The organism is Bacillus sp. FSL R5-0512, from assembly GCF_038593295.1.
Taxonomy (GTDB): Bacteria; Bacillota; Bacilli; order Bacillales; family Bacillaceae; genus Bacillus; species Bacillus safensis.
On the sequence record NZ_CP151982.1, the window covers coordinates 1 to 21979 of the forward strand.

The window sequence follows — 21979 nt, forward strand, 5'->3', positions numbered from 1 at the left end:
ATGGAAAATATTTTGGATCTGTGGAATAAAGCACTTCAAAAAATAGAGACAAAATTGAGCAAACCCAGTTTTGAGACATGGATGAAATCGACAAAAGCCCATTCTCTTCAGGGAGATACGCTTACAATTACGGCACCTAATGAATTTGCTAGAGATTGGCTTGAGTCAAGATATCTTCACTTAATTGCTGATACCATCTATGAACTAACAGGTGAAGAGCTCAGCATTAAATTTATTATTCCTCAAAATCAGGACGAAGAGGAAGCCATGCCAAAGTCTCCTATCAAAAAAATGTCTAAAGAAGAGCCCGTTGACATTCCACAAAATATGCTGAATCCAAAATATACATTTGATACTTTTGTTATTGGTTCAGGCAACCGTTTTGCTCATGCCGCTTCACTTGCAGTCGCGGAAGCACCAGCAAAAGCATATAACCCGCTTTTTATTTATGGGGGCGTTGGTTTAGGAAAGACTCACTTGATGCATGCGATTGGTCATTACGTGATCGACCATAATCCATCGGCCAAAGTGGTCTATCTATCATCTGAAAAATTTACTAATGAATTTATCAACTCAATTCGAGATAACAAAGCTGTCGACTTCCGTAACCGCTATCGGAATGTAGATGTGCTTTTGATAGATGATATTCAATTTCTAGCAGGAAAAGAACAAACACAAGAAGAGTTTTTCCATACATTCAACACACTTCACGAAGAAAGTAAGCAAATCGTCATTTCTAGTGACCGGCCTCCGAAGGAAATTCCGACACTTGAAGACAGATTACGCTCTCGATTTGAATGGGGCTTAATTACAGACATTACCCCGCCAGATCTAGAAACGCGCATCGCAATTCTGCGCAAAAAAGCAAAGGCAGAAGGCTTGGACATTCCAAATGAAGTCATGCTGTACATTGCCAATCAAATCGACAGCAACATTCGTGAGCTGGAGGGTGCTTTGATTCGTGTTGTTGCTTATTCATCTTTAATTAATAAAGACATTAATGCAGATCTAGCAGCTGAGGCGCTAAAGGACATCATTCCTTCATCAAAGCCTAAGGTCATTACAATTAAAGATATTCAAAGAATTGTAGGGCAGCAATTTAATATTCGATTAGAGGATTTCAAAGCAAAGAAACGTACGAAGTCAGTTGCTTATCCAAGACAAATTGCCATGTACCTCTCTAGAGAAATGACCGATTCCTCTCTGCCTAAAATCGGAGAAGAATTTGGCGGTCGTGATCATACGACTGTCATTCATGCTCATGAGAAGATTTCGAAGTTAATTGTTGAAGATGAACAGCTTCAGCAGCATGTCAAAGAGATCAAAGAACAATTAAAATAACCAAGCTGATATAATGAGTACGGGAAAATGTGAATAACTAGAGCATAGTCATACACAGTCTGTCCACATGTGGATAGGCTGTCTTTCCTTTCTTTTTCATGACTTATCCACATATTCACAAGCCCTACTATTACTTCTACGATTTTTATTAATAAAATATATATACATGTCATTAAGAAAATTTAGGAGGACCACTATGAAATTCACGATTCAAAAAGATCGTCTTGTCCAAAGTGTCCAAGATGTATTAAAGGCTGTATCCTCTAGAACAACTATTCCTATTTTGACAGGGATTAAAATTGTTGCGTCTGATGAAGGGGTTTCTCTAACAGGAAGCGATTCTGATATCTCAATTGAATCTTTCATTCCTCAAAGAGATGGAGATTTAGAGGTTATCACCATTGATCGTCCGGGAAGTATTGTGCTTCAAGCCCGCTTCTTTAGTGAAATTGTAAAGAAACTACCTATGTCTACTGTCGAAATTGAAGTAGAACAAAATCACCTGACGATCATCCGCTCTGGTTCAGCGGAATTTAACCTAAACGGCTTAGATGCTGAAGAATATCCGCATCTTCCACAAATTGAAGAGCATCATGCATTTCAAATTCCGACAGATCTGCTTAAAAACTTAATTCGTCAAACTGTTTTTGCAGTGTCCACCTCAGAAACACGACCTATCTTGACAGGTGTAAACTGGAAGGTGGAAAAAGGTGAATTAATATGCACGGCGACGGATAGCCACCGTCTTGCTTTAAGAAAAGCGAAGCTAGATATTAACGAGGAAAGTTCGTATAATGTCGTGATTCCAGGGAAGAGTTTAACAGAGCTAAGTAAAATTCTTGATGATGGACAAGATCTTGTGAGCATCGTCATTACAGAAACCCAAGTTCTTTTTAAAGCACAAAATGTGCTGTTCTTCTCAAGGTTGCTGGATGGAAATTATCCAGATACAGCTCGTCTGATCCCGCAAGAAAGTAAAACGGATGTCGTGGTCAACACGAAAGAGTTCCTTCAAGCCATTGATCGTGCATCACTTTTGGCAAGAGAAGGACGTAATAATGTCGTGAAACTGTCAGCTGATCCTGAACAAAGCCTTGAAATCTCTTCTAATTCACCTGAGATCGGTAAAGTGGTGGAGACGGTTCAAGCAGATGACATTAAAGGGGAAGATCTTAAAATCTCCTTCAGTCCAAAATATATGCTGGATGCGTTAAAAGTATTAGAGGGAACAGATATTCATGTAAGCTTCACTGGTGCAATGAGACCGTTCCTGCTGCGTACGCCGAATGATGATTCTATCTTGCAATTGATTCTTCCGGTAAGAACGTATTAATTCAATCTAAAATGGCTGCTGTGTGAGTGCACAGCAGCTTTTCTTCTCGTTTTCCATGCTTTCTTTCATCCCAGTTGGCTTTCCCCCTTTCCTTCTTGTCTTGTTTTTTAGTACAATTAGATATTAGTGATATTGAAAGAGGTCGATACAATGCCTAATCTTATAACCATTGAAACAGAAATGATTACATTAGGGCAGTTTTTGAAATTAGCCGAAGTCATCCAATCTGGCGGAATGGCGAAATGGTTTTTAAGTGAACATGAGGTGTTCATTAATCAAGAGCCAGATAATAGACGGGGACGCAAACTATACCCAGGAGATGTTGTCGAGATTGAAGGTTACGGCACATTTCAAGTTGTGAATTAGAAACGGGTGACAATACATGTACATTCAAAGTCTGGCGTTAACTTCATACCGAAACTATGAACACACCGAGCTTCAATTCGACAATAAGGTGAATGTCATGATCGGTGAGAATGCCCAAGGTAAAACGAACTTGATGGAAGCGATCTATGTATTGTCGATGGCAAAGTCTCATCGTACGTCAAATGATAAAGAACTTATCCGATGGGACCAAGACTATGCTAAAATAGAAGGTAGAGTCATTAAAAAAAATGGTCCACTCCCAATGCAGCTCGTGATCTCAAAAAAAGGGAAAAAGGGCAAGGTCAATCACATTGAACAACAGAAGCTCAGTCATTATGTTGGTGCATTAAACACCATCATGTTTGCGCCAGAGGACTTAAGTCTCGTGAAGGGCAGCCCGCAAATCCGCAGAAGATTCCTCGACATGGAGATTGGACAAGTTTCTGCTGTCTACTTGCATGATTTATCGCTCTATCAAAAAATCCTTTCTCAGCGGAATCATTACTTGAAACAATTGCAGACAAGAAAGCAATCGGATCAAGCGATGCTGGAGATTTTAACAGAGCAGTTGATTGATGCGGCAGCGAAAGTGGTCAAAAGACGACTGACTTTTACGAAACAGCTCGAAAAATGGGCGCAGCCGCTGCATTTTGGGATTTCTAGAGAGCTAGAAACACTCACGCTCCAATACCAGACGGCAATAGAGGTATCAGAAGCGTCAGACTTGTCGAAAATAAAGAATAGCTATGAAGAATCGTTTCAGAAACTAAGAGAGAGAGAAATAGACCGAGGGGTGACACTGTGGGGACCTCACAGAGATGACCTGCTTTTCTTTGTGAATGGCCGGGATGTTCAGACATATGGCTCTCAAGGGCAGCAAAGAACAACAGCTCTTTCACTAAAGCTGGCAGAAATTGATCTGATACATGAAGAAATCGGAGAATATCCTATTCTTCTACTTGATGATGTGTTATCTGAACTTGATGATTACAGACAGTCTCATTTGCTCCATACCATTCAGGGGCGAGTACAGACCTTCGTCACCACAACAAGTGTTGAAGGCATCGATCACGCCACCCTGAAAGAAGCGGAAATTTTCAGAGTAGCCAGTGGAAAAGTAATTGACTGATAAATGAGGTGTGAGTCTTGTATATTCATTTAGGTGATGATTGTGTTGTTTCTACACGAGAGATTGTCGCAATTGTTGATTACAAAATGAGGTCGTCTTCTGTTGTAGAAGAATTTCTACAAAAACAGGAGAAACATATCATTTCGTTATCACAAGGGACACCCAAATCCATTGTCGTCACAACTGAGTCTGTTTATTACTCTCCTCTTTCCTCAAGCACGCTCAAAAAACGTGCTTCGTTTGTGATTGAAATTGAAGTCTAAAAGCTCAATTCATATAAATATATCGTTTAAGAAAAGTGTAGGTGAATGTACGTGGCAATGGAACAGCAACATAATAGTTATGATGAAAATCAGATACAGGTGCTTGAAGGACTAGAAGCTGTTAGAAAACGTCCAGGAATGTACATTGGGTCAACCAATGCAAAAGGACTTCACCATCTTGTATGGGAAATTGTCGACAACAGTATTGATGAGGCATTAGCTGGTTATTGTACAGACATTACAGTGCAAATTGAAAAGGATAACAGCATTACAGTAAAAGATAATGGCCGCGGGATTCCTGTTGGAATTCATGAGAAAATGGGGCGTCCTGCCGTAGAGGTCATTATGACTGTTCTTCACGCTGGCGGTAAATTTGACGGCAGCGGTTATAAAGTATCTGGCGGTCTGCATGGTGTAGGGGCATCTGTTGTAAATGCATTATCTACTACCTTAGACGTGACCGTATACCGTGACGGAAAAATTCATTATCAGCAGTTCAAACGCGGTGTTCCAGTGGGAGATTTAGAGGTTATTGGTGAAACAGATGTAACCGGGACAACAACCCACTTTGTGCCAGATCCAGAAATTTTCACGGAAACCATTGAATTTGATTACGATACACTTGCTAACCGTGTTCGTGAGTTAGCTTTCTTAACAAAAGGTGTAAACATCATCATAGAAGACTTGCGTGAAGGCAAAGAGCGGAAAAATGAATACTGCTACGAAGGCGGTATTAAGAGCTATGTAGAACATTTAAACCGCTCAAAAGAAGTCGTTCATGAAGAACCTGTGTACATCGAAGGTGAGAAAGACGGAATTACGGTTGAAGTGGCATTACAATACAACGATTCCTATACAAGCAATATCTATTCCTTCGCCAACAACATCAACACGTATGAAGGCGGAACACATGAAGCTGGCTTTAAAACCGGTCTAACGCGTGTCATCAATGACTATGCTCGTAAAAATGGCGTATTCAAAGATGGAGATTCGAATTTGAGCGGTGAAGATGTGCGAGAAGGCTTAACAGCTATTATCTCCATCAAACATCCAGACCCTCAATTCGAAGGGCAAACGAAGACAAAGCTTGGGAACTCAGAAGCGAGAACCATCACAGACTCCCTTTTCTCAGAAGCACTTGAGAAATTCTTGCTTGAAAATCCTGATTCTGCGAAAAAAATTGTGGAAAAAGGACTGATGGCAGCTCGTGCAAGAATGGCTGCCAAAAAGGCTCGTGAGCTGACAAGACGTAAAAGTGCGCTGGAAGTCTCCAGCTTACCTGGGAAACTGGCGGACTGTTCTTCTAAAGATCCTTCCATCTCTGAGCTCTATATTGTAGAGGGAGATTCTGCGGGCGGATCTGCTAAGCAAGGCCGTGATCGTCACTTCCAAGCGATCTTACCGTTAAGAGGGAAGATCCTAAACGTAGAAAAAGCTCGTTTAGATAAAATTTTATCGAACAACGAGGTTCGTGCAATGATTACAGCGTTAGGAACTGGAATCGGAGAAGACTTCACTTTAGAGAAAGCACGCTATCACAAAGTTGTGATCATGACAGATGCCGATGTAGATGGAGCGCATATCCGAACGCTTCTCTTAACATTCTTCTATCGTTACATGCGTCAAATCATTGAAAACGGTTATGTGTATATTGCACAGCCGCCTTTATATAAAGTGCAGCAAGGAAAACGTGTGGAGTACGTGTATAACGATAAACAGCTGGATGAGCTGTTAAAATCACTACCTCAAACACCAAAGCCTGGACTTCAGCGTTATAAAGGTCTTGGAGAGATGAATGCTACTCAGCTTTGGGAAACAACAATGGACCCTGATGCGAGAACACTTCTTCAAGTCACACTTGAGGATGCGATCGATGCTGATGAGACATTTGAAATGCTGATGGGAGATAAAGTAGAGCCGAGACGGAACTTTATCGAAGAAAATGCACAATACGTGAAAAACCTTGATATTTAGATGAATCCCTCCTGAGAACAACCTTATTTCTTGTTTGGAATAAGGTTGTTTTTCAAGAAACAGGGGTGTGAAACGAATGTCCTGGTTTTCCGTGTTTTCGTTGATTTTCTAGTAAATTAATGTGTATAAAGCCGAGATTATTGATATAATGAAGAATAGTCTTGTGAAGATAAATACATATTTTACTCCCACATAATTTATTTCATGTGATACGTAAAGGGAGGTTCTTATAGTGAGTGAACAACATACACCAAATGTACGCGAAGTGAATATTAGTCAAGAAATGCGTACGTCCTTTTTAGATTATGCAATGAGTGTTATTGTTTCGCGTGCATTACCAGATGTGCGAGATGGATTGAAGCCCGTGCATCGAAGAATTTTGTATGCGATGAATGACCTAGGTATGACAAGTGATAAACCATTTAAGAAATCTGCACGTATCGTTGGAGAAGTTATCGGTAAGTACCACCCTCACGGTGACAGCGCTGTATACGAAGCGATGGTTCGTATGGCGCAAGACTTCAACTATCGAAATATGCTGGTTGAAGGACACGGAAACTTTGGTTCTGTCGATGGAGACAGTGCAGCAGCAATGCGTTATACTGAGGCGCGTCTATCTAAAATTTCAATGGAAATCCTTCGTGATATCACCAAGGATACGATTGATTATCAAGATAACTACGATGGCAGTGAAAGAGAACCAATCGTCATGCCTGCTCGTTTCCCGAACTTATTAGTCAACGGGGCAACAGGTATCGCTGTAGGGATGGCAACCAACATTCCGCCTCACCAGCTAGGTGAAGTGATTGATGGTGTACTGGCAATTAGTCAAAGTCCAGAAATGACAACACAGGAACTAATGGAGATCATTCCAGGACCAGACTTCCCAACTGCGGGACAAATCATTGGCCGAAGCGGAATCCGTAAGGCATATGAAACAGGCCGGGGCTCTATTACATTACGTGCAAAGTCTATCATCGAAGAAACATCCAGCGGTAAGCAGCGGATTGTCATCAATGAAATTCCATATCAGGTCAACAAAGCCCGTTTGATCGAAAAAATCGCTGATCTTGTGCGCGATAAAAAGATCGATGGCATTACAGATCTGCGTGACGAGTCTGATCGTAATGGAATGCGGATTGTGATTGAACTGCGAAGAGACGCGAACGCCCACGTTCTATTAAACAATCTTTATAAACAAACGACACTCCAAACATCATTTGGAATCAACTTATTGGCACTTGTCGATGGACAGCCTAAAGTCTTGTCCCTCAAACAATGTCTTGAATATTATCTAGAGCATCAAAAAGTGATTATTCGCAGAAGAACAGCATATGAACTTCGTAAAGCTGAAGCAAGAGCTCATATTCTAGAAGGTTTAAGAATCGCTCTTGACCACTTAGATGAAGTCATTGCATTAATTAGAAGCTCTCAAACTGCTGAAATCGCGAGAAATGGCTTAATGGAGAACTATAGCTTGTCCGAAAAACAAGCACAGGCCATTCTTGATATGCGTCTTCAGCGCTTAACTGGTTTGGAAAGAGAAAAGATAGAAGAAGAATACAAAGGGCTTGTTGATTTGATTGCTGAGTTGAAAGCCATTTTAGCAGACAATGAAAAAGTTCTTGAAATCATTAGAGAAGAATTAACAGAAATCAAAGAACGTTTCAATGATACGCGCCGTACTGAAATTGTGACAGCAGGTATTGAAACAATTGAAGACGAAGATTTGATTCCTGTTGAGAACATCGTGATTACGCTGACTCATAATGGTTATATCAAGCGTCTGCCTGCATCAACATACCGCAGTCAAAAAAGAGGCGGTAAAGGTGTTCAGGGAATGGGAACCAATGAGGATGATTTCGTAGAACAGCTGATTTCAACATCTACCCATGATACGATCCTCTTCTTCTCTAATAAAGGGAAGGTCTATCGTGCGAAGGGATATGAGATTCCTGAATTCGGACGGACAGCGAAAGGGATTCCGATTATTAACCTGCTTGAAGTAGAAAAGGGAGAGTGGATTAATGCCATTATTCCGGTAAGCGAATTTGATGAAGATTCGTATCTCTTCTTTACAACAAGACACGGTGTATCAAAACGAACCTCATTGTCTCAGTTTGCCAACATTCGAAACAATGGACTTATCGCATTAAGTCTTCGTGACGAAGATGAACTGATGGCTGTCCGTTTAACCAATGGAGAAAAACAAATCATCATTGGTACGAAAAAAGGTATGCTGATTCGTTTCGACGAGACAGATGTTCGTGAAATGGGGCGTACGGCAGCTGGCGTGAAAGGAATTACGCTTTCTGAAGATGACATCGTCGTTGGGATGGAAATCCTTGAGCCAGATGCAAACGTATTGATTGTCACCGAAAAAGGATATGGTAAGTTAACACCTGAAAAAGAATACCGTGTTCAAAGTCGGGGCGGTAAAGGTCTTAAAACATGTAAAATCACTGACAACAATGGTCCGCTTGTCGCAGTGAAGGCGACGAATGCTGAAGCTGAAGAGGACTTGATGATTATTACAGGAAGCGGCGTGATCATTCGTATGGCCGTTTCAGACATTTCAACAACAGGCCGAGTCACTCAAGGTGTCCGCCTGATCCGTCTAGGTGATGATGAACATGTCGCTACAGTGGCATTAGTTGAACAATCACAAGAAGATGATGAAGAGAATAGTGAAGAAAACGTAGAAACTATAGAGTCAGATCAAGAGCAATCTGAGTAAAAATAAAGCCGGTTTTTCACCGGCTTTATTTTTTTCTAAAAAAACTCATGTTTTTTTGAAATTTATAATGCTTTTTTCATAGATATGTGTTAATCTTTCAAAGGAGCAAAAAGAGGCTCTATTTTTTATCTCTTTTACAGTGGAAACTTCTTAAAAAAATAAAATGTTTTTCAAGAAAAATGTTGACTGTTGATAGAGATATATGATATATTTAAGTGGTCGCTTTAAGAGAGTGACAAACAAGTTCTTTGAAAACTAAACAAGACAAAACGTACCTGTTAATTCGAGTTTTTATAAAAAAATCCTATGAAACTTCATAGGTAGTCAGTCAAACTGGCGAAAAACAAAACTTCGGTTTTGTACTTTTTCGGAGAGTTTGATCCTGGCTCAGGACGAACGCTGGCGGCGTGCCTAATACATGCAAGTCGAGCGGACAGAAGGGAGCTTGCTCCCGGATGTTAGCGGCGGACGGGTGAGTAACACGTGGGTAACCTGCCTGTAAGACTGGGATAACTCCGGGAAACCGGAGCTAATACCGGATAGTTCCTTGAACCGCATGGTTCAAGGATGAAAGACGGTTTCGGCTGTCACTTACAGATGGACCCGCGGCGCATTAGCTAGTTGGTGGGGTAATGGCTCACCAAGGCGACGATGCGTAGCCGACCTGAGAGGGTGATCGGCCACACTGGGACTGAGACACGGCCCAGACTCCTACGGGAGGCAGCAGTAGGGAATCTTCCGCAATGGACGAAAGTCTGACGGAGCAACGCCGCGTGAGTGATGAAGGTTTTCGGATCGTAAAGCTCTGTTGTTAGGGAAGAACAAGTGCGAGAGTAACTGCTCGCACCTTGACGGTACCTAACCAGAAAGCCACGGCTAACTACGTGCCAGCAGCCGCGGTAATACGTAGGTGGCAAGCGTTGTCCGGAATTATTGGGCGTAAAGGGCTCGCAGGCGGTTTCTTAAGTCTGATGTGAAAGCCCCCGGCTCAACCGGGGAGGGTCATTGGAAACTGGGAAACTTGAGTGCAGAAGAGGAGAGTGGAATTCCACGTGTAGCGGTGAAATGCGTAGAGATGTGGAGGAACACCAGTGGCGAAGGCGACTCTCTGGTCTGTAACTGACGCTGAGGAGCGAAAGCGTGGGGAGCGAACAGGATTAGATACCCTGGTAGTCCACGCCGTAAACGATGAGTGCTAAGTGTTAGGGGGTTTCCGCCCCTTAGTGCTGCAGCTAACGCATTAAGCACTCCGCCTGGGGAGTACGGTCGCAAGACTGAAACTCAAAGGAATTGACGGGGGCCCGCACAAGCGGTGGAGCATGTGGTTTAATTCGAAGCAACGCGAAGAACCTTACCAGGTCTTGACATCCTCTGACAACCCTAGAGATAGGGCTTTCCCTTCGGGGACAGAGTGACAGGTGGTGCATGGTTGTCGTCAGCTCGTGTCGTGAGATGTTGGGTTAAGTCCCGCAACGAGCGCAACCCTTGATCTTAGTTGCCAGCATTCAGTTGGGCACTCTAAGGTGACTGCCGGTGACAAACCGGAGGAAGGTGGGGATGACGTCAAATCATCATGCCCCTTATGACCTGGGCTACACACGTGCTACAATGGACAGAACAAAGGGCTGCAAGACCGCAAGGTTTAGCCAATCCCATAAATCTGTTCTCAGTTCGGATCGCAGTCTGCAACTCGACTGCGTGAAGCTGGAATCGCTAGTAATCGCGGATCAGCATGCCGCGGTGAATACGTTCCCGGGCCTTGTACACACCGCCCGTCACACCACGAGAGTTTGCAACACCCGAAGTCGGTGAGGTAACCTTTATGGAGCCAGCCGCCGAAGGTGGGGCAGATGATTGGGGTGAAGTCGTAACAAGGTAGCCGTATCGGAAGGTGCGGCTGGATCACCTCCTTTCTAAGGATATATGGAGCAGCGTACGTTTTCGTCTTGTTTAGTTTTGAAGGAACTTGCAAAAGATCCTACAACATCATATCTTCGATATGAAAGATGGGCCTGTAGCTCAGCTGGTTAGAGCGCACGCCTGATAAGCGTGAGGTCGGTGGTTCGAGTCCACTCAGGCCCACCATCTTCTATTAAATCGGGGCCTTAGCTCAGCTGGGAGAGCGCCTGCCTTGCACGCAGGAGGTCAGCGGTTCGATCCCGCTAGGCTCCACCAACGTGTTCTTTGAAAACTAGATAACAATAAGTAATACATTCACATTGAATGCAATGCAAAGTTCATCACACATAGTGATTCTTTCTAAAGTAAGAAATGGTTAAGTTAGAAAGGGCGCACGGTGGATGCCTTGGCACTAGGAGCCGATGAAGGACGGGACGAACACCGATATGCTTCGGGGAGCTGTAAGCAAGCTTTGATCCGGAGATTTCCGAATGGGGAAACCCACTGCTCGTAATGGAGTAGTATCCATACTTGAATACATAGAGTATGAGAAGGCATACCCGGGGAACTGAAACATCTAAGTACCCGGAGGAAGAGAAAGCAAATGCGATTCCCTGAGTAGCGGCGAGCGAAACGGGAACAGCCCAAACCAAGAGGCTTGCCTCTTGGGGTTGTAGGACACTCTATACGGAGTTACAAAGGAACGATATAAGCGAAGAGGTCTGGAAAGGCCCGCCAAAGAAGGTAACAGCCCTGTAACTGAAATGTTGTTCTCTCCAGAGTGGATCCTGAGTACGGCGGAACACGTGAAATTCCGTCGGAATCCGGGAGGACCATCTCCCAAGGCTAAATACTCCCTAGTGACCGATAGTGAACCAGTACCGTGAGGGAAAGGTGAAAAGCACCCCGGAAGGGGAGTGAAATAGATCCTGAAACCGTGTGCCTACAAGTAGTCAGAGCCCGTTAACGGGTGATGGCGTGCCTTTTGTAGAATGAACCGGCGAGTTACGATCCCGTGCAAGGTTAAGCAGAAGATGCGGAGCCGCAGCGAAAGCGAGTCTGAATAGGGCGCATGAGTACGTGGTCGTAGACCCGAAACCAGGTGATCTACCCATGTCCAGGGTGAAGTTCAGGTAACACTGAATGGAGGCCCGAACCCACGCACGTTGAAAAGTGCGGGGATGAGGTGTGGGTAGGGGTGAAATGCCAATCGAACCTGGAGATAGCTGGTTCTCTCCGAAATAGCTTTAGGGCTAGCCTCAAGGTAAGAGTCTCGGAGGTAGAGCACTGATTGGACTAGGGGCCCCTACCGGGTTACCGAATTCAGTCAAACTCCGAATGCCGATGACTTATCCTTGGGAGTCAGACTGCGAGTGATAAGATCCGTAGTCGAAAGGGAAACAGCCCAGACCGCCAGCTAAGGTCCCAAAGTATACGTTAAGTGGAAAAGGATGTGGAGTTGCTTAGACAACCAGGATGTTGGCTTAGAAGCAGCCACCATTTAAAGAGTGCGTAATAGCTCACTGGTCGAGTGACTCTGCGCCGAAAATGTACCGGGGCTAAACGTATCACCGAAGCTGCGGACTGTTCTTACGAACAGTGGTAGGAGAGCGTTCTAAGGGCTGTGAAGCCAGACCGGAAGGACTGGTGGAGCGCTTAGAAGTGAGAATGCCGGTATGAGTAGCGAAAGACGGGTGAGAATCCCGTCCACCGAATGCCTAAGGTTTCCTGAGGAAGGCTCGTCCGCTCAGGGTTAGTCGGGACCTAAGCCGAGGCCGAAAGGCGTAGGCGATGGACAACAGGTTGATATTCCTGTACCACCTCCTCACCATTTGAGCAATGGGGGGACGCAGGAGGATAGGGTAAGCGCGGTATTGGATATCCGCGTCCAAGCAGTTAGGCTGGGAAATAGGCAAATCCGTTTCCCGTAAAGGCTGAGCTGTGATGGCGAGCGAAATTTAGTAGCGAAGTTCCTGATTCCACACTGCCAAGAAAAGCCTCTAGCGAGGTGAGAGGTGCCCGTACCGCAAACCGACACAGGTAGGCGAGGAGAGAATCCTAAGGTGATCGAGAGAACTCTCGTTAAGGAACTCGGCAAAATGACCCCGTAACTTCGGGAGAAGGGGTGCTTCTTAGGGTGTTAAAGCCCCGAGAAGCCGCAGTGAATAGGCCCAGGCGACTGTTTAGCAAAAACACAGGTCTCTGCGAAGCCGTAAGGCGAAGTATAGGGGCTGACGCCTGCCCGGTGCTGGAAGGTTAAGAGGAGCGCTTAGCGTAAGCGAAGGTGCGAATTGAAGCCCCAGTAAACGGCGGCCGTAACTATAACGGTCCTAAGGTAGCGAAATTCCTTGTCGGGTAAGTTCCGACCCGCACGAAAGGCGCAACGATCTGGGCACTGTCTCAACGAGAGACTCGGTGAAATTATAGTACCTGTGAAGATGCAGGTTACCCGCGACAGGACGGAAAGACCCCGTGGAGCTTTACTGCAGCCTGATATTGAATGTTGGTACAGCTTGTACAGGATAGGTAGGAGCCTTGGAAACCGGAGCGCTAGCTTCGGTGGAGGCATCGGTGGGATACTACCCTGGCTGTATTGACCTTCTAACCCGCTGCCCTTATCGGGCAGGGAGACAGTGTCAGGTGGGCAGTTTGACTGGGGCGGTCGCCTCCTAAAATGTAACGGAGGCGCCCAAAGGTTCCCTCAGAATGGTTGGAAATCATTCGCAGAGTGTAAAGGCACAAGGGAGCTTGACTGCGAGACCTACAAGTCGAGCAGGGACGAAAGTCGGGCTTAGTGATCCGGTGGTTCCGCATGGAAGGGCCATCGCTCAACGGATAAAAGCTACCCCGGGGATAACAGGCTTATCTCCCCCAAGAGTCCACATCGACGGGGAGGTTTGGCACCTCGATGTCGGCTCATCGCATCCTGGGGCTGTAGTCGGTCCCAAGGGTTGGGCTGTTCGCCCATTAAAGCGGTACGCGAGCTGGGTTCAGAACGTCGTGAGACAGTTCGGTCCCTATCCGTCGCGGGCGCAGGAAATTTGAGAGGAGCTGTCCTTAGTACGAGAGGACCGGGATGGACGCACCGCTGGTGTACCAGTTGTTCTGCCAAGGGCATCGCTGGGTAGCTATGTGCGGACGGGATAAGTGCTGAAAGCATCTAAGCATGAAGCCCCCCTCAAGATGAGATTTCCCATTCCGCAAGGAAGTAAGATCCCTGAAAGATGATCAGGTTGATAGGTCTGAGGTGGAAGCGTGGTGACACGTGGAGCTGACAGATACTAATAGATCGAGGACTTAACCTATATTCTATTGTGAAGCATGAACATTGTTATCTAGTTTTGAGAGAACATTCTCTCCATCAGGTTTGGTGGCGATAGCGAAGAGGTCACACCCGTTCCCATACCGAACACGGAAGTTAAGCTCTTCAGCGCCGATGGTAGTTGGGGGTTTCCCCCTGTGAGAGTAGGACGCCGCCAAGCTTCTATTAGGATCAGTTCCAATCGGAACTGGTCTTTTTTGTTTTTTCTTCTAACAGCATCATGATGTATGCTGGGAACTTCTCTTCTGCAATCTCCATGTAGCGTTCAATCATGACGTAATCATCGCTAATGTATTGAGACAGCAGCTCGTACCACCATTCTGTTTCGTAGCGGGCAATCATACTAAGGTTATACATCAATAAGTAATGGCTGATGATTTCAGGAATCCCTAGAAAAGCATCTCGTGTTGACGGTATAAACCATTGATCCATTTCTAAATCATAATGAAGATGAGTAGCAAGAGCTGGGTTTTCTTCAAGAAATACATCAAACGTTAGTTTTTTAGCCTCTCTCTGTTTAAGTTTCCAGCTTGTATGGAACTCAAAGTATTCAATAAAGCGTTCAGCAGACATGTTATAAAGTAATGGAATATGATCTTGAATCATCATTCCATTAGCCTTTTCTACTTTAACTAATGTCGAGGGCTGCTTTTGAAACTCAAGAATATGACTCATTTCAGGTATTTTAGACAGGAGATGGATCATCGTAAATCGTTCATCTTCAAGACCATTTAATTGAAATAGATGCTTTAACACATGCATACATAGCCCATTTCTTTGGATTTTTACCTCATCTTCACTAAAACGGTAATGCTGTTTCTTTCTTTTTCTCGATGTTACGCCATGAGCTAAAACAGAGGTTTGAGAAGGATAATGGGGATCCACTGTCAGCAAACATGCTTTAAGCAGCTGTGCCATTCCATAAAACAATAAAATGGGTTTAAGTTCTAGAGGCGCGATCGCTGCCTGTTCATAGAACGTATGGCCATGTTTTAGAAAGTAAATAAATCGTTCACAGTTTTTATAGGCTTGCTGGTTTGCATCTTGAATGTTCCGTTTCTCATATTGTTGAAATAGAAACTTTTGGGAGGTTTCGAGCGAGTAAAAACGTTTTAAATCCTTCCATCCTGAACTTTTCATCTTCTTCCTCAACTCTCTTTATATTTTCTAAAAATTGCAACTGTTTGTTGCTTCCTTGACATGCTGTTTGCTAGTTGATAATCTACATATAATATTTTGCCGAAAAGAGGGGGATTTACTAATGTGGGAAAGTAAATTTTCAAAAGAAGGTTTGACGTTTGACGATGTTTTGCTTGTTCCAGCAAAGTCTGAAGTACTTCCGCGTGATGTCGATTTATCAGTGGAGCTAACAAGCACATTAAAGCTAAACATTCCAATTATCAGTGCGGGAATGGACACAGTGACGGAATCACAAATGGCCATTGCAATGGCACGTCAAGGTGGTCTTGGTATTATTCATAAGAACATGTCCATTGAACAGCAAGCAGAACAGGTGGATAAAGTAAAACGTTCAGAGCGCGGCGTTATTACAAATCCATTCTTCTTAACACCAGAGCATCAAGTATTTGATGCAGAGCATTTGATGGGTAAATACCGTATTTCAGGTGTGCCGATTGTCAACAACGAACAAGACCAAAAGCTTGTTGGTATTATTACGAACCGTGACCTTCGTTTTATTTCGGATTATTCAATGAAGATTAGCGACGTGATGACAAAAGAGGAACTTGTGACAGCTTCTGTTGGTACAACATTAGAAGAAGCTGAAAAAATCCTACAGCAGTACAAGATTGAAAAATTACCTCTTTTAGATGACGAAGGAACGTTAAAAGGTCTTATCACAATCAAAGATATTGAAAAAGTGATTGAATTCCCTAACTCCTCTAAAGATGCACATGGCCGTTTAATTGTTGGTGCCGCTGTTGGTGTCACTGGCGATACAATGACACGTGTGAAAAAATTAGTCGAAGCCAATGTAGATGTCATTGTCATTGATACAGCACACGGTCATTCTCAAGGTGTTCTAAACACTGTATCGAAAATCCGTGAAACGTATCCTTCTCTTAACATCATTGCTGGTAATGTTGCAACAGCTGAAGCAACAAAAGCATTGTTTGAAGCAGGAGCAGATATTGTGAAAGTCGGTATCGGACCAGGATCTATTTGTACAACACGTGTTGTTGCAGGTGTCGGTGTACCACAAATCACAGCGATCTATGACTGTGCAACAGAAGCAAGAAAACATGGTAAAGCTATTATTGCAGATGGTGGAATTAAATATTCAGGTGATATCGTGAAAGCATTAGCATCTGGCGGACATGCTGTTATGCTGGGAAGCCTTCTAGCTGGTACATCTGAAAGCCCAGGAGAAACAGAAATTTTCCAAGGTAGACGTTTCAAAGTTTATCGTGGTATGGGTTCTGTCGCTGCAATGGAAAAAGGAAGTAAAGATCGTTACTTCCAAGAAGATAATAAAAAATTCGTTCCTGAAGGTATCGAAGGCCGTACACCATACAAAGGGCCAGTCGTTGATACAGTGTATCAACTAGTTGGCGGTATTCGTTCTGGTATGGGCTATTGTGGAACGCAAGATTTACGCACTCTTAGAGAAGAAGCACAATTCATTCGTATGACGGGTGCAGGACTTCGTGAGAGTCATCCACATGATGTACAAATTACAAAAGAATCACCAAACTACACAATTTCTTGATAAATTGTGACAATCAAATTACATTTGACAGGGTCTATGACTCTGTCTATTTTTTTTGTCTTTATTGTGATAAAATTTATACTGTTGTGTTGAGATAAGCCCTTGTGGATTACATATATATGAAAAACGTCGAAAAAAGATGAATACGGAGGTATGACGATTGAACAGCAAGATGATGAAACAGCTTATGGTCTCTATCCTTGCATTGGCATTGATTGTTACAGCATTTACACCAATGTCCAAAGCAAAAGCTGCTGAAGATCCATTCAGTGTGAATGCGAAAGCAGCGATCCTTATTGAAGCTTCTACAGGTAAAATTCTTTATAGTAAAAACGCAGATCAAAGACTGCCTATTGCAAGTATGGCAAAAATGATGACAGAGTATCTATTACTAGAGGCAATTGCTGAAGGAAAAGTGAAATGGGATCAAAAGTATACGCCAGATGATTATGTATACGAAATTTCTCAGGACCGCAGCTTATCCAACGTTCCTTTGAGAAAAGATGGTTCGTATACAGTAAAAGAACTTTATCAAGCAACGGCTATTTATTCGGCAAATGCAGCAGCGATTGGTTTAGCAGAAGTGATCGCTGGATCAGAATCGAAGTTTGTTGAAAAAATGAACGCAAAAGCAAAAGAACTTGGTTTAACAAACTACAAATTTGTGAATGCAACTGGTCTGGAAAATAAAGACTTACATGGCCAACAGCCAAAAGGTACAGGTCCTGATGAAGAAAGTGAAGTATCTGCAAAAGATATGGCTTTGCTTGCACAGCATCTCATCAAAGACCATCCAGAAATTCTTGAAACAGCAAGTATTGCGAAAACAAAGTTCAGAGAAGGCACTGACGATGAAATGGACATGCCTAACTGGAACTTCATGCTTAAAGGACTTGTGAAGGAATATAAAGGTGTTGACGGTCTGAAAACGGGATCTACAGATTCAGCCGGTTCTAGCTTCACAGGTACAGCAAAACAAGGTGACATGCGTGTCATCGCAGTTATTTTGAATGCAAAAGGTAATCTTCATACAGCACGTTTCGACGTGGCAAAAAAACTGTTCGACTATGCGTTTAAAAACTTCACGATGAAAGAAATGTACAAAAAAGGTCAACAAATTAAAGGACATGAAAACATCGAAGTGGATAAAGGCAAAGATAAAGAAGTACCTGTTGTGACGAAAGAAGCATTTTCTGTGCCAGTAAAAAATGGTGACGAAAAGAGCTATAAAGCAAAAGTAAATATCGAGAAAAAGAAACTAGAAGCTCCTATTAAAAAAGGAACGAAGGTTGGCATGCTGACGACTTCTTATTCTGGTGATGAGAAGGACTACGGCTATTTAAATAAAGACCAATCAGGTGTTGAGCTTGTGACGAAAACAAGCGATGAAAAAGCAAACTGGTTCATCCTTGCAATGCGTGGTGTAGGTGGATTCTTCGCTGGCATTTGGGGCGGAATCGTTGACACAGTAAAAGGCTGGTTCTAATAAAAAACTGCTCTCTATACACGAGAGCAGTTTTTTTATCGTTAAAAGAAGAGCGATTGCTTCTGATTTTGAGGAGTGGACAAGGCTTGCTGAAAAATACCACATAACTTTTCCACGCCCTCGGCCAGTGCTTTTTCATTCACATAAGAAAAGCTGAGGCGGATATAATTCTGTTTCGGCTCTCCAGGATAGCAGACAGAGCCAGGTAGAAAAGTAATTTGCTGCTTACGTGCTTCATGCAACAGTGCTCGTGTATCGACCCAGGAAGGAAAGCTGAGCCATAAATTGAGACCGCCCTGTGGAATTTGCCACGTTACATCTTTCGGTGCATGCTTCGTTAACACATCCATCATCAAATCGCGTCTCACTTTCAAGGCGGTTCTTAGCTTCTTCGTATGATCAATCATTTTCTTCGATGTCAGAAACGGTAATATGGCCTTTTGTGTGAGGAGAGGGCTGCCTAAGTCATTATTGGCCTTTGCAGCTAATAAACGGTTAAATATCGAGCCTGACGCTGTGATAATCCCTATTCTGCATCCTGGAGCCAGTGTTTTACTTAATCCTCGTAAATAAATGACATGTCCATCATGGTCCAAGCTTTTAATAGGTGCTGGCGGCTTCTTTTCAAAATAAAGCTCACGGTAAGGGTCATCTTCTACAATGAGACAATCAATGCTTTGAGCCAGTAGGAGAAGCTGTTTTCTACGCTTCATCGACATACTGGCCCCTGTTGGACTGTGGAAAGTAGGAATCGTATAGATGAGCTTCGGTTTATATTTATCACAAATGCTTTGAAGCTGCTTCATGTTCATTCCTTCATGATCGACAGGGACGGTAATGATTCTTGCTCCTCTGCCCATAAAGACATCAATGGCCCCGGGATAGGTCGGTGCTTCCATGACAACTACATCATCCGGCCCAATAAACGTACGTGCCACCAAATCAAGCCCTTGCTGAGAACCACTTGTTACAAGGATATTTTCAGGTGTAGAGGGCACATCCAACTTTTCTAAAAAGGACTGAATGACTTGTCGCAGCTGAAGATCACCTTGTATTTCTCCATACTTCGACATGATTTGAGGATGTCTGGCTAGTACATGCTGCATTTCTTTTTCTAAATACCGGTTTGGCAAAAGCCCTGGATCGATCATAGAGGAAGAAAGATTAATGGCTTCTTCGACATAGTGATACTGAGCGAATTGAGACCGTGGTAAATAATCTGGAATCGACAACTGCCAATCGAAAGAGGTAGATGATGGAACAGGGGTCTCTGCCTGCTCTTGCTGCTCATTCACAAAAGTTCCTTTACCTTGCACCGTCGTTAAGTATCCGTCGTCTTTTAATCGGGTGTATGCCTTAGCTGCCGTGACAAGACTCACATTGAGCTGCTTAGCTAAATCACGGACAGTTGGCAGCTTTTCTCCTTGCTGAAGCAAACCCGATTGAATGTGATCGATGATTGAAAAGTAAATTTGATTTGAAAGAGATGTATCAGAGTGTCGATGGATATCAATATGCATGAAACCCCTCCATTGAATGCAAAATTGTTATACATGATTTTTAATTGTTATAGTTGCATTATAGCATGTAAATCTCACTTGATAGAGAAAATGACATGTTTTTAGCTGAAAACCCTTTATATACAAGGATTTATTCTTTTTTATCGGCTGGTTGAATTGTTATGCTATTCTCTTTATTGTTATACTTCCTCGCTTGTATGATAAAGATGTTGAATGAATCGAATAGACAAATGGGAGGAAACTATTGTGAGCAATAAGGGAACTGAACGAGTGAAACGTGGAATGGCAGAAATGCAAAAGGGCGGCGTCATTATGGATGTCGTCAATGCGGAGCAGGCAAAAATTGCAGAAGAAGCAGGTGCAGTGGCAGTCATGGCACTAGAACGAGTACCAGCTGATATCCGTGCTGCAGGCGGTGTTGCCCGTATGGCAGACCCAAGAATCGTAGAGGAAGTACAAAATGCAGTAACGATTCCAGTCATGGCAAAAGCACGTATCGGCCACATCGTCGAGGCTCGTGTTCTTGAAGCACTTGGTGTTGATTATATCGATGAGAGTGAAGTGCTGACGCCCGCAGATGAGGAATTCCATTTAAATAAAAATGAATACACAGTACCCTTTGTCTGTGGATGCCGCGATTTAGGTGAGGCAACCCGCCGTATCGCAGAAGGCGCTTCTATGCTTCGCACAAAAGGAGAACCTGGGACAGGCAACATCGTAGAAGCTGTTCGTCATATGAGAAAGGTCAATGCTCAGATTCGTAAAGTATCGGCTATGAGTGAAGATGAACTGATGACAGAAGCCAAGAATCTTGGCGCGCCTTATGAATTATTGCTGCAAATCAAAAGAGACGGCAAGCTGCCAGTTGTGAACTTTGCAGCAGGAGGCGTTGCGACACCAGCAGATGCTGCATTAATGATGCAGCTTGGAGCAGACGGTGTATTTGTCGGATCTGGTATTTTCAAATCAGACAATCCAGCTAAATTTGCAAAAGCAATTGTTGAAGCAACGACTCATTACACTGATTACCGTCTCATTGCAGAACTTTCAAAAGAGCTTGGAACAGCTATGAAAGGAATTGAAATTTCAAATCTACTGCCAGAAGAACGTATGCAAGAGCGTGGCTGGTAATTAAGGGAGCGCAAACGAACATGCTGACAATTGGTGTACTAGGGCTTCAAGGAGCGGTGAGAGAGCATATTCAATCGATTGAAGCCTGCGGCGCAGAAGGAAAGATCATCAAACGTGTAGAAGAGCTAAAATCCGTTGACGGTTTGATTATCCCTGGTGGAGAAAGTACGACGATGAGAAGACTCATGGATACGTACCAATTCATTGACCCGATCAAAGCGTTCGCTGCTCAAGGGAAACCGATTTTCGGGACATGTGCCGGTTTGATTATGCTGGCAAAGCATATCGAAGATCGAGAAGATGCTCATCTTGGACTGTTAAATGTATCTGTTGCACGGAATTCTTTTGGCAGACAGGTAGACAGCTTTGAAGCAGATTTAGAAGTAAAAGGACTGGATGCGCCGTTTACAGGGGTATTCATCCGTGCGCCTCATATCATCAGTGCAGATGATGACGTAGAAATCATGGCTGAATATGATGGCAGGATTGTGATGGCGAAAGAAAACAATATTTTAGGCTGCTCCTTTCATCCAGAGCTGACAGACGATCACCGGTTAACACAGCTGTTTGTAGACATGGTGAAGTCCTACAAAACGAAGCTTGCTGTATAAAACGGTTGAAAAGAGATAAAACTTATAGTACATTAAAATCACAATCAAAGATCGAAAAAGCGTTGACGGGAAATAGTAAGAAGCCCCTCTTTCTCAGAGAGCCGATGGTTGGTGAGAATCGGTGAAAGATGCATTCTGA

The 21979-nt window shown here is 43.5% G+C and carries 13 protein-coding genes, 2 tRNA genes, 3 rRNA genes and 1 other annotated feature (1 of these 19 cut by a window edge); of the genes, 16 read left to right on the plus strand and 2 right to left on the minus strand.

The genetic code is table 11. The features are described from left to right. The 12 genes from dnaA (at position 1) to rrf (ending at position 14524) form a co-directional block, all read left to right on the plus strand. Positions 1-1341 carry a chromosomal replication initiator protein DnaA gene (gene dnaA / locus NSQ25_RS00005; RefSeq protein WP_024424073.1) on the plus strand — a complete coding sequence of 447 codons (1341 nt, stop codon included), beginning with the start codon at positions 1-3 and terminating at the stop codon, positions 1339-1341. Positions 1342-1537: 196 nt separating this feature from the next. Beyond that, positions 1538-2674 carry a DNA polymerase III subunit beta gene (dnaN, locus tag NSQ25_RS00010; RefSeq protein WP_024424074.1) on the plus strand — a complete coding sequence of 379 codons (1137 nt, stop codon included), beginning with the start codon at positions 1538-1540 and terminating at the stop codon, positions 2672-2674. 150 nt (positions 2675-2824) lie between these two features. Beyond that, complete coding sequence (gene yaaA, locus NSQ25_RS00015) at positions 2825-3040, plus strand: S4 domain-containing protein YaaA (RefSeq protein ID WP_008360916.1); 216 nt, start codon at positions 2825-2827, stop codon at positions 3038-3040. A gap of 16 nt (positions 3041-3056) precedes the next feature. Beyond that, complete coding sequence (gene recF / locus NSQ25_RS00020; protein ID WP_041105878.1) at positions 3057-4169, plus strand: DNA replication/repair protein RecF; 1113 nt, start codon at positions 3057-3059, stop codon at positions 4167-4169. A gap of 17 nt (positions 4170-4186) precedes the next feature. After that, complete coding sequence (locus tag NSQ25_RS00025; RefSeq protein WP_034283648.1) at positions 4187-4432, plus strand: extracellular matrix/biofilm biosynthesis regulator RemA family protein; 246 nt, start codon at positions 4187-4189, stop codon at positions 4430-4432. Between the two features lie 57 nt (positions 4433-4489). Beyond that, the gene (gene gyrB, locus NSQ25_RS00030; protein WP_070326287.1) at positions 4490-6406 is read left to right on the plus strand and encodes a DNA topoisomerase (ATP-hydrolyzing) subunit B; all 1917 of its coding nucleotides are present in this window, start codon (positions 4490-4492) and stop codon (positions 6404-6406) included. Positions 6407-6638: 232 nt separating this feature from the next. Further along, the gene (gene gyrA / locus NSQ25_RS00035; RefSeq protein ID WP_034283649.1) at positions 6639-9143 is read left to right on the plus strand and encodes a DNA gyrase subunit A; all 2505 of its coding nucleotides are present in this window, start codon (positions 6639-6641) and stop codon (positions 9141-9143) included. 364 nt (positions 9144-9507) lie between these two features. Next, positions 9508-11056 (plus strand): 16S ribosomal RNA (locus NSQ25_RS00040). A 95-nt stretch (positions 11057-11151) separates the two neighbouring features. Beyond that, a tRNA-Ile gene (locus tag NSQ25_RS00045) sits at positions 11152-11228 on the plus strand. Between the two features lie 14 nt (positions 11229-11242). Then, positions 11243-11318, plus strand: a tRNA-Ala gene (locus NSQ25_RS00050). Between the two features lie 98 nt (positions 11319-11416). Then, positions 11417-14347, plus strand: a 23S ribosomal RNA gene (locus NSQ25_RS00055). Positions 14348-14408: 61 nt separating this feature from the next. Next, positions 14409-14524 (plus strand): 5S ribosomal RNA (gene rrf, locus NSQ25_RS00060). The 16S, 23S and 5S rRNA genes sit together here with 2 tRNA genes alongside, the layout of an rRNA operon. An 11-nt stretch (positions 14525-14535) precedes the next feature. Here rrf and NSQ25_RS00065 read toward each other — a convergent pair. Then, positions 14536-15504, minus strand: a complete 969-nt coding sequence (locus tag NSQ25_RS00065; RefSeq protein ID WP_024426750.1) for a YaaC family protein — start codon at positions 15502-15504, stop codon at positions 14536-14538. 121 nt (positions 15505-15625) lie between these two features. On the opposite strand from NSQ25_RS00065, the gene guaB reads away from it, so the two are divergent. Both guaB and NSQ25_RS00075 read left to right on the plus strand, forming a co-directional pair. Further along, positions 15626-17092 carry an IMP dehydrogenase gene (guaB, locus tag NSQ25_RS00070; RefSeq protein WP_024426749.1) on the plus strand — a complete coding sequence of 489 codons (1467 nt, stop codon included), beginning with the start codon at positions 15626-15628 and terminating at the stop codon, positions 17090-17092. 160 nt (positions 17093-17252) lie between these two features. Next, complete coding sequence (locus NSQ25_RS00075; RefSeq protein WP_065214475.1) at positions 17253-18578, plus strand: D-alanyl-D-alanine carboxypeptidase family protein; 1326 nt, start codon at positions 17253-17255, stop codon at positions 18576-18578. Positions 18579-18619: 41 nt separating this feature from the next. Here NSQ25_RS00075 and NSQ25_RS00080 read toward each other — a convergent pair whose 3' ends face one another. After that, positions 18620-20098: a PLP-dependent aminotransferase family protein gene (locus NSQ25_RS00080; protein ID WP_034284271.1), complete on the minus strand. Its 1479-nt coding sequence runs from the start codon at positions 20096-20098 to the stop codon at positions 18620-18622. A 246-nt stretch (positions 20099-20344) separates the two neighbouring features. Between NSQ25_RS00080 and pdxS the strand changes: the two genes are divergently transcribed. Together pdxS and pdxT are read left to right on the plus strand one after the other, a co-directional pair. Beyond that, the gene (pdxS, locus tag NSQ25_RS00085; protein WP_039175840.1) at positions 20345-21229 is read left to right on the plus strand and encodes a pyridoxal 5'-phosphate synthase lyase subunit PdxS; all 885 of its coding nucleotides are present in this window, start codon (positions 20345-20347) and stop codon (positions 21227-21229) included. 20 nt (positions 21230-21249) lie between these two features. Then, complete coding sequence (gene pdxT / locus NSQ25_RS00090; RefSeq protein ID WP_081123863.1) at positions 21250-21840, plus strand: pyridoxal 5'-phosphate synthase glutaminase subunit PdxT; 591 nt, start codon at positions 21250-21252, stop codon at positions 21838-21840. Positions 21841-21893: 53 nt separating this feature from the next. Continuing rightward, positions 21894-21979 (plus strand) — a binding site (T-box leader) (it continues 131 nt past the right edge of the window).

Bases quoted from the DNA above. Each gene is read 5' to 3' on its own strand.
- gyrB (WP_070326287.1), top strand. From the start codon at position 4,490: ATGGAACAGCAACATAATAGTTATGATGAAAATCAGATACAGGTGCTT.
- pdxT (WP_081123863.1), top strand. From the start codon at position 21,250: ATGCTGACAATTGGTGTACTAGGGCTTCAAGGAGCGGTGAGAGAGCAT.
- yaaA (WP_008360916.1), top strand. From the start codon at position 2,825: ATGCCTAATCTTATAACCATTGAAACAGAAATGATTACATTAGGGCAG.
- guaB (WP_024426749.1), top strand. From the start codon at position 15,626: ATGTGGGAAAGTAAATTTTCAAAAGAAGGTTTGACGTTTGACGATGTT.
- recF (WP_041105878.1), top strand. From the start codon at position 3,057: ATGTACATTCAAAGTCTGGCGTTAACTTCATACCGAAACTATGAACAC.
- NSQ25_RS00065 (WP_024426750.1), bottom strand. From the start codon at position 15,504: ATGAAAAGTTCAGGATGGAAGGATTTAAAACGTTTTTACTCGCTCGAA.
- dnaN (WP_024424074.1), top strand. From the start codon at position 1,538: ATGAAATTCACGATTCAAAAAGATCGTCTTGTCCAAAGTGTCCAAGAT.
- dnaA (WP_024424073.1), top strand. From the start codon at position 1: ATGGAAAATATTTTGGATCTGTGGAATAAAGCACTTCAAAAAATAGAG.
- NSQ25_RS00080 (WP_034284271.1), bottom strand. From the start codon at position 20,098: ATGCATATTGATATCCATCGACACTCTGATACATCTCTTTCAAATCAA.